The sequence below is a fragment of the Hydrogenophaga sp. FW305-3-2-15-A-LB1 genome (assembly GCF_058787875.1).
Window position 1 is genome coordinate 60,002 of record NZ_JBYTAE010000019.1, and the last position, 7,956, is coordinate 67,957.

General features: G+C 67.7%; 9 protein-coding genes. 1 reads left to right on the top strand and 8 read right to left on the bottom strand.

Annotated features, from left to right (window positions below; all coding sequences use genetic code 11):
* Nucleotide 1 precedes the first annotated feature (1 nt).
* The 5 genes from fliJ to fliF form a co-directional block, all read right to left on the bottom strand.
* Nucleotides 2–466 (bottom strand): flagellar export protein FliJ, encoded by a 465-nt coding sequence (fliJ, locus tag AC3WPZ_RS08115; protein WP_382323237.1) that lies wholly within the window; start codon nucleotides 464–466, stop codon nucleotides 2–4.
* Nucleotides 463–1,941, bottom strand: a complete 1,479-nt coding sequence (fliI, locus tag AC3WPZ_RS08120; RefSeq protein ID WP_492439092.1) for a flagellar protein export ATPase FliI — start codon at nucleotides 1,939–1,941, stop codon at nucleotides 463–465. Before fliI ends, fliJ begins: the two co-directional genes overlap by 4 nt.
* Nucleotides 1,934–2,638, bottom strand: a complete 705-nt coding sequence (locus AC3WPZ_RS08125; RefSeq protein ID WP_492439094.1) for a FliH/SctL family protein — start codon at nucleotides 2,636–2,638, stop codon at nucleotides 1,934–1,936. Before AC3WPZ_RS08125 ends, fliI begins: the two co-directional genes overlap by 8 nt.
* Nucleotides 2,639–2,651: 13 nt before the next feature.
* Nucleotides 2,652–3,650, bottom strand: coding sequence for a flagellar motor switch protein FliG (gene fliG / locus AC3WPZ_RS08130; RefSeq protein WP_291113495.1), 999 nt, complete (start codon nucleotides 3,648–3,650; stop codon nucleotides 2,652–2,654).
* 161 nt (nucleotides 3,651–3,811) lie between these two features.
* On the bottom strand, nucleotides 3,812–5,512 hold the full coding sequence (fliF, locus tag AC3WPZ_RS08135; RefSeq protein ID WP_382161783.1) for a flagellar basal-body MS-ring/collar protein FliF: 1,701 nt from the start codon (nucleotides 5,510–5,512) through the stop codon (nucleotides 3,812–3,814).
* 183 nt (nucleotides 5,513–5,695) lie between these two features.
* Here fliF and fliE point away from each other — a divergent pair, with 183 nt between their 5' ends.
* A complete protein-coding gene (fliE, locus tag AC3WPZ_RS08140) occupies nucleotides 5,696–6,010 on the top strand; it encodes a flagellar hook-basal body complex protein FliE (RefSeq protein WP_382161780.1) in 315 nt (104 codons plus the stop codon).
* Nucleotides 6,011–6,135: 125 nt separating this feature from the next.
* Here the strand turns inward: fliE and AC3WPZ_RS08145 are convergent, their stop codons facing one another.
* From AC3WPZ_RS08145 to AC3WPZ_RS08155, 3 genes are all read right to left on the bottom strand, one after another.
* Nucleotides 6,136–6,438 carry a flagellar protein FliT gene (locus AC3WPZ_RS08145; RefSeq protein ID WP_382161778.1) on the bottom strand — a complete coding sequence of 101 codons (303 nt, stop codon included), beginning with the start codon at nucleotides 6,436–6,438 and terminating at the stop codon, nucleotides 6,136–6,138.
* 1 nt (nucleotide 6,439) lies between these two features.
* Nucleotides 6,440–6,850, bottom strand: a complete 411-nt coding sequence (fliS, locus tag AC3WPZ_RS08150; protein ID WP_382161776.1) for a flagellar export chaperone FliS — start codon at nucleotides 6,848–6,850, stop codon at nucleotides 6,440–6,442.
* A gap of 131 nt (nucleotides 6,851–6,981) precedes the next feature.
* Nucleotides 6,982–7,956 (bottom strand): flagellin (locus AC3WPZ_RS08155; protein WP_444692749.1); only part of this gene is annotated, 975 nt, incomplete at its 5' end.

The window sequence follows — 7,956 nt, forward strand, 5'->3', positions numbered from 1 at the left end:
TTCAGTTGCGGGCCTGGGCCTGGGCCAGGCTCTGGCGCAGGTGGATGGACAGCGCCATTTCGTCGGTCTGCTTCTGTTCCTGGCGCTGGGCCTTGTGGGCGATGGCCTGCACCTTGCGGTCGGTGAACTTGCGCAGGCCGGCGAGGTCGCGCTCGGTGACGTGCACCTGCTCCTGCGCGGTGTCGATCAGGCGCTGGCGGTCGGCCAGCACGCCGCGCTGGAATTCCACGGCGTGGTAGATCTTGTGCATGAATTCGCGGTGGTGCATGAGCAGCGCGGGGTCCACGCCGGTGGCGCTGCGGGTCACCCAGCGGGCCTCGGCCTCGAGGGCGTAGGCCTGCAGCTGGTCCATCTGGTCCTGGGCCACCTTCAGCTCACGCTGCATCTGGGCCACCACGCCCAGGGCCTCGTCCCGGCGTTTCTCGGCGAGTTCCACCACTTTGTTCAGGGTGTTCAGCGCGGTCATCCGGCGTTTCCTTCATAGGGGTTGTGGTGGGGGCGGGTCTGGCGCTGGGACGAAGGCTTGTCCTTCTCGTCCTGCAGCGCGGCCTGCATCTGGCGCAGGCTCTCGGGCAGCGTGGCGGCCTCGTGCATGTCCTGCATCAGGAAGCGCTGCAGGGCGGGGTAGAGCACGATGGCGCGGTCGGTCTCGGGGTCGCTGCCGGCCACGTAGGCGCCGAGCTGGATCAGGTCGCGGCTCTTCTGGTAACGCGAATACAGGCTGCGGAAGCGGCGCGCCAGTTCCAGGTGCACCGCGCCGGCCACGTTGTGCATCACGCGCGAGGCCGAGGCCTCCACGTCGATGGCGGGGAAATGGCCGGATTCGGCGAGCGCGCGCGAGAGCACGATGTGGCCGTCCAGGATGGCGCGCGCCGCGTCGGCGATCGGGTCCTGCTGGTCGTCGCCCTCGGAGAGCACGGTGTAGAAGGCGGTGATCGAGCCCTTGCCGTTGAGGCCGTTGCCGCTGCGCTCCACCAGCTGTGGCAGCTTGGCGAAACACGATGGCGGGTAGCCCTTGGTGGCGGGCGGCTCGCCGATGGCCAGCGCGATCTCGCGCTGCGCCATGGCGTAGCGGGTGAGCGAGTCCATGAGCAGCAGCACGTCCAGGCCGTCGTCGCGGAAGCGTTCGGCGATCGCGGTGGCGTAGGCGGCGCCCTGCATGCGCACCAGCGGCGGCGCGTCGGCCGGGGCGGCCACCACCACCGAGCGCTGGCGGCCTTCGGCGCCGAGGATGTCCTCGATGAATTCCTTGACCTCGCGGCCGCGTTCGCCGATCAGGCCGACCACGATCACATCGGCCTTGGTGTAGCGCGCCATCATGCCCAGCAGCACGCTCTTGCCCACGCCGGAGCCGGCGAACAGGCCGATGCGCTGGCCACGGCCCACGGTGAGCAGGGCGTTGATCGCGCGCACGCCGGTGTCCAGCGGCTGGCGCACCGGGTCGCGGTCCATGGCGTTGAGCGGGGCGCGGTCCATCGGCTCGATGTCCACGTTGGTGATCGGGCCCTGGTGGTCCAGCGGGTTGCCGTGCGAATCGACCACGCGGCCGAGCAGGCCGGCACCCAGCGGCAGGCGCAGCGTGCCCCGGTCGTCGGGTGAAGGCGGCTTGTTGGCCTTGCCCACGCGCGGCACGGTGCGGAAGGGGGCGAGCGGCGTCACGCTCGCGCCGCTGGACAGGCCATGCGTGTCGCCGGCCGGCATCAGGTAGGCCTTGTCGTTGGAGAAGCCCACCACCTCGGCCAGCACCGGGTCCTTGTGGCCGTTGTCGATCAGGCACTGCGAGCCCACCGGCACTTTCAGGCCCACGGCTTCGAGCACCAGGCCGGCCAGGCGGGTGAGGGTGCCGCGCACCTCCAGCGGTGTCTTGACGGCGGCGTTCGCGCGCACGTCTTCCATGAAGTTGTCCCAGCGGCTCTCAGTGCCGAAAATGCTGTCAGACATCGGCGTTCCCTGGGTTCCAGGCCGCTTCCATGCCGAGGTTGCCCACGGCGCGCGACCAGCGTTTCTCGATGGTGGCGTCCACCGTCATGGTGGCCGACTCGATCAGGCAGCCGCCCGGGCTGATGGCCGCATCGGCCACGAACTCGGCGGGGTGGTTGCCCATGTTTTCCTGCAGCGCGCCCTTCATCATGGCCAGGTCGCCCGGGTTCAGGCGCACGGTGGCGGGCTGGCCGTCGTCCACCAGCTGGCCCAGGGCCTCGGTGATCACCGGCCGCAGGTGGGCGGGGTCGCTCTTGAGCTCCTGGCGCACCACCTGGCGGGCCAGGTCGCAGGCCAGTTCCAGGATGTGGCGCGAGATCTGGTCTTCGCTCTTCTTAAGGTGGTCGCGCGTGTTGTGCAGCAGCTGGGCCATGCGCACCGCGGTTTCCTCGGCGGTCTTGCGCACCGTGGCTTCGAGCGCGTCGCGCACTTCCTGGCCGCCGGCATCGTGGCCGCGCGAAAAGCCTTCGGCATAGGCCTGCTGGCGCGCTTCCTGCAGCACCTCGGAAGTCACGCCCTCGCTGGCGGTGCCGTCGGTCGGGCCGGCCTTGGGCAGGTCGTCGCTGCCGTCCACGGCGGAGAAGTGCCAGGCGGCGACGCCGTCGATCTCCTCGCGCGGGATGAAACGGGAATGGGGGTTGGGTTTGGAAGACGCCATGGTGTTCTGTTCCTCAGACGAAGGCCTCGTCTTCGCCGCCGCCCATGATCACGATCTGGCCCTCGTCGGAGAGCCGGCGCACGACCTTGAGGATTTCCTTCTGCTGCGCTTCCACTTCCGACAGGCGCACCGGGCCGCGCGACTCCAGGTCTTCGCGCAGCGCCTCGGCCGCGCGGCTGGACATGTTGCCCAGCACCAGCTCGCGCAGTTCGTTGGTGGCGCCCTTGAGCGCGATCACCAGCGAATCGGTCGCCACTTCCTTGAGCACCATCTGCACCGACTTGCCGTCGAGCTTGAGCAGGTCCTCGAAGGTGAACATCTTGTCCATGATCTTCTGCGCCAGGTCGGCGTCGAACTCGCGGATCGATTCGATCACCGAGGTTTCGATCTGGGTGCCCATCATGTTGATGATCTCGGCGGCGGTCTTCACGCCACCCATGGAGGTCTTGCGGATCTTGTCGCCACCGGCCAGCACCTTGTAGAGCACCTCGTTGAGGTCTTTCAGCGCGGTCGGCTGGATGCCTTCGAGCGTGGCGATGCGCAGCATCACCTCGTTGCGGGTGCGCTCGGTGAAGTTCTTGAGCACGCCGGCGGTCTGGTCCGATTCGAGGTGCACCAGGATGGCGGCCACGATCTGGGGGTGTTCGTTGCGCAGCAGTTCGGCGATGGACAGCGGGTCCATCCACTTCAGGCTTTCGATGCCCGAGACATCGCCGCCCTGCAGGATGCGGTCGATCAGCAGCGAGGCCTTGTCGTCGCCCAGCGCGCGCTTGAGCACGGCGCGCACGTAGTTGTCGGTGTCGGACACCAGCAGGCTCTGCGACGAGGCCGCGCTGGTGAATTTCTGCATCACCTGGTCCACGCGGTCGTGCGAGACCGCGCGCGTCTTGGCGATGGTTTCGCCCAGTTTCTGCACTTCCTTGGGGCTGAGGTGCTTGAACACCTCGGCCGCTTCCTCTTCGCCCAGCGACATGAGAAAGATGGCGGCGTCCTGGATTCCCTGGTCTTCCATGATTCAGATTCCTTTAGCCCGATTCGCACAAAACGGTCGAGTGCCGAAGCCTCTGACCAGGGGCACCGCGGGTCCGGCTTCGCCGGCCCCAGGTGCCGTCCTCCTCCCGCCGCAGGCGAGAGAGGGGGAAGCCGCGAAGCGGCGCAGGGGGTGGCTCCTGCTCATGCAGGGGCCTCGCCATTCACCCAGCCCTTGACGATGTTGGCCACGGCGGCCGGGTTCTCCAGCGCCAGGCGCTTGGCATCGGCCAGGCGCTGCGCCTCGGCGGTGACTTCGTTGCTCGGCATGGGCAGGCCGGGGCGCTCGGGCGATTCGTTGAGCACCGCGTTGAGCGGTTGCACCGGGGTGGTGTCCAGGCGACGCGCGGCCGGCGTCTTCATCAGCTTCAGGCCGGGGCGGACCATGCCCATGAGCACCAGCAGGCCCAGGCCCACCATGCCCAGCGGCCAGGCCAGGCTGCGCAGCAGTTCCTGGTTGTCCGACTGCTGCCACCAGGCGCCGGCATCCACTTCGCTGGTCTTCTCGACGTTGAAGGCCGCGTTGACCACGTTGACCGAGTCGCCGCGGTCCTTGTTGAAGCCGATGGTTTCACGCACCAGGGCGGTCATCTGTTCGAGCTGCTGCGGCGGGATCGGGGTGCTGGTTTCCTTGCCGGCTTTGTCCACCGAGGTGCGGTGGTTGATCACCACCGCCGCGCTCAGACGGCGCACCTGGCCGCTGGACTCGCGCACCACCTTCACCGTCTTGTCCACCTCGTAGTTCACGACCGACTCGCGGCGCGAATTGCCACCCTGGCCGCCGGCGCCCTGGGCGCTGGCCACGCCCACGGGAGCGGCGGCGCCGTTGATGGGGGCCGTGCCGGTGGCCGGGGGCTGGTTGCTCACCGCGCCGGGCACGCCCGAGGGCTGGGCGCGCGGGCCGCTGCCGTCTTCCACGGTCTGCTGGCTGCGCACCGTGGCGGCGGCCTCGGGGCCCTGGTTGGGGCGGTGCTGTTCGCTGGTGGACTCGACCTGCGAGAAATCGACCTCGGCGCTGACCTGGGCCTTGACGTTGTTGCGGCCCACCAGCGGCTCCAGCATCTCCATGATGCGGCGGGTGTAGAGCTGTTCGAGCTGCTGCACGTACTGCAGCTTCTGGGTGTCGGCGCCCTGGGCCTGGCCGTCGGGCGGGCTGGAGAGCAGGTTGCCCGCGTCGTCCACGATGCTGACCGCCTTGGGGTTCATCTCGGGCACGCTGGAGGCCACCAGGTGCACGATGCCGGCGACCTGCGCGCGGTCCAGCGTGCGGCCGGGGTGCAGGGTGAGCAGCACCGAGGCGCTGGGTTTCTGCTGTTCGCGGAAGAAGCCGTTCTGGTTCGGCAGGGCCAGGTGGATGCGCGCGCTCTGCACGGAGGAGAGCGACTGGATGGAGCGGGTGAGTTCGCCTTCCAGACCGCGCTGGAAGGTCAGGCGTTCCTGGAACTGGGTCATGCCGAAGCGGTTGGCTTCCATCAGCTCGAAACCGGTGACCGAGCCCTTGGGCAGGCCTTGCGAGGCCAGGCGCAGGCGGGTGTCGTGCACCTTGTCGGCCGGCACCATGATGGCCTGGCCGCCCTCGGCGTGCTTGTAGGGCACGTTCATCTGGGACAGCTGGGCCACGATCGCGCCGCCGTCCTTGTCGCCCAGGTTGGCGTAGAGCACGCGCCATTCCGGCTGGCGACCCATGAAGAAGAAGGCCAGGGCGATCGCCAGCAGGGCCAGGGCGCCCAGGCCGAGCTTGATTTTCTGGGCCTGGTCCATGCGCGCGAAGCCGTCACCGAATGCGCTGCGCTCCTTCGCGGCGGTCGGTGTGACATCCAGTTCGGCAACGGCGGTGGTGCTCATGGCGTTCGGGGCTCGGGTAGATGGTCGATGGCAGAGGGAGATACACCCTGTTGCGGTCGATTATTCGGTCCCGGTGCCCCCGCCATAGCCATGAAAAGGCGGGGGTTTGTGCCCTTATTCCCGTCCCGTGCGGGCGGGGCGCCCTCTAGCATCTGGGCTCATACCACGTCGAAGGAGTCCGCCATGGACATGCGCATCGCCCCCCTGAGCAGCCAGGCCTTGAACGGCATCGGCTCATCCGCCCTGAAACGCCCCGGCGCGGCCGGTGGCGTGGAGTCTGGCTTTGCCGCCAACTTCAAGTCGGCGCTCAAGGAAGTCAGCGCGTCTCAGGAGGCCGCTTCCAAGCTGCAGACCCAGGTCCAGCTGGGCAACCCCAAGGTGAGCCTGGAAGAAACCATGCTCGCGATGCAGAAGGCCCAGGTCGGGTTCCAGGCCACCTTGCACGTGCGCAACAGGATGGTCCAGGCCTATTCCGACATCATGAACATGAGCGTCTAGAACGGTTCCACCCCGTTGCTTGCTCACTGCGTGTAGCCGCATCCCCCTTCCAGGGGCGATACCAGCGGCCCGGCAAAGCCGGTTCCGCGGTATCTCTGGATTCATTTACTTCGCTCCGGACCCGTTCAATGCATCGGGGCGGGGCTGCTCCGGTCGATCATCTGCGCCAAGTCGTTCAGCCAGGGCTCCGCCAGGCAGCGGATCTCGGCGTCGATGCGCAGGATGCGCTGCATGATCTTCGTCTTTTCCTTGCGCTCGTCGGGGCCTAGCTGGTCGGTGGCCGACTTGTGGCGCAGCTGGGCGATCAGCACCGCGCAGGCGCCTTCGAGGCGCACCACCTGGTCCCAGTTCTCCGTCTGCGCGGCTTCCAGCATCTGGCGGCTGGTGTTCTCGATGGCTTTGTAGTAGTCCAAAAGATGGTGCTCCATGTCAGGCTCCCTGCAGGGCGCCAGCGCGAATCTGTTTCCAGGAGTCGGCCAGGGGTTCGATGAGGTTCAGCACCTCGTGGATCGGGGCCGCGTCGTTGCGCAGGTTGGCCAGGGTCAGGCGCTGCACGCTGTACTCGTACAGGCCCTTGAGGTTGGCGGCCAGTTCGCCGCCTTCCTGCAGGTTCAGGCCGGCCTTGAGGCCTTCTTCCACGATCCGGATCGCCTTGCCGATGGCCGCGCCCTTGCTCGCCACGTCCTGGCGTTCCATCGCGCCGCGAGCCAGGTTCAGGCTCTGGATCAGCGCGTCGAACAGCAGGCTGACCAGCTGGTGCGGGTCGGCCGTCTGCACGCCGGTGTCGACGGCGACGCGTTTGTAGGTGGAGGCTGCGCGGGTGTTGACAGAGGTGAACATGGCTTGGGTTCCTGATGTCTGATACCTTTCTGTATCGGCACCGGGCGGGCTGACTGTAGGCATGAACGGCGCCATTTGAGGGGTCAAGTTCATGCTTTACATCCTTTAGTAACAGTCGCCCATGGGCTCCATCAGCGCAGAAGCGAGAGCACGCCCTGTTGCGCCTGGTTGGCCTGCGCCACCATGGCGGTGCCGGCCTGCTGCAGGATCTGGGCGCGCGAGAGGCTGGAGGTTTCCTTGGCGAAGTCGGCATCCACGATGCGGCCGCGCGCGGCGGAGATGTTCTCGCCGGTGATCTGGATGTTGGCCACGGCGTTCTCGAAGCGGCTTTGCAGGGCGCCCAGGGTGGCGCGCGAGCTGTTCACGTCGTTGATGGCCTTGTCGATGATCTTGAGCGAGAGCTGGGCACCGCCCGCGGAGGCGACGGAGATGCCCCGCATGTCGTAGGCGCCGGCAAACATCGCGCCGCCCTGCAGGTTGCCGGTGGCCGCCGTGTTGAAGCCCGCGAGGTCCGCGGCCGCGCTGAAGGCGGTTTTTTCCGAGAACAGGTGGTAACCCGTCAGCGTGCCAGCCGCGTTGTACGACAGCTTGGCGAACACGCCGGTGTCGGCGGACCGGGCGTTCACCGCGTCCACGATCTGGCCCGCGCGTTCGGTGGCATTGGCGGCGGCCTTGATGGCGCCCAGCGACACCGCGGAGGTGTTGTCGCCCGGGATGGCGTTGATGGTCAGCGCACCGGCGGCGACCGCCGTCAGGTCCGTGAGCGAGCCCAGTGCCATCTCCGTGGAGACCTGGATCGTGGTGTAGCCCATCGCGCTGGGGGAGCTCATCGAGTCCAGCTTGACCGACACGATGGAGTCGATGGAGATGCCCTCGCCGGCGTTGGCGCCGACCTGGAAGGTGGCGTTGGCGAACGAGCCATCGAGCAGCTTGGTGCCGTTGAAGGCCGTGGTCTTGGCGACGCGGTCGATTTCCTGGCTCAACTGCGTGACTTCGGCCTGCAGGGCGGTGCGGTCGCTGCCGTTGTTGGAGGCGTTGGCCGACTGCACGGCCAGTTCGCGCATGCGCTGCAGCATGTCGCCGACCTTGCCCAGCGCGCCTTCGGC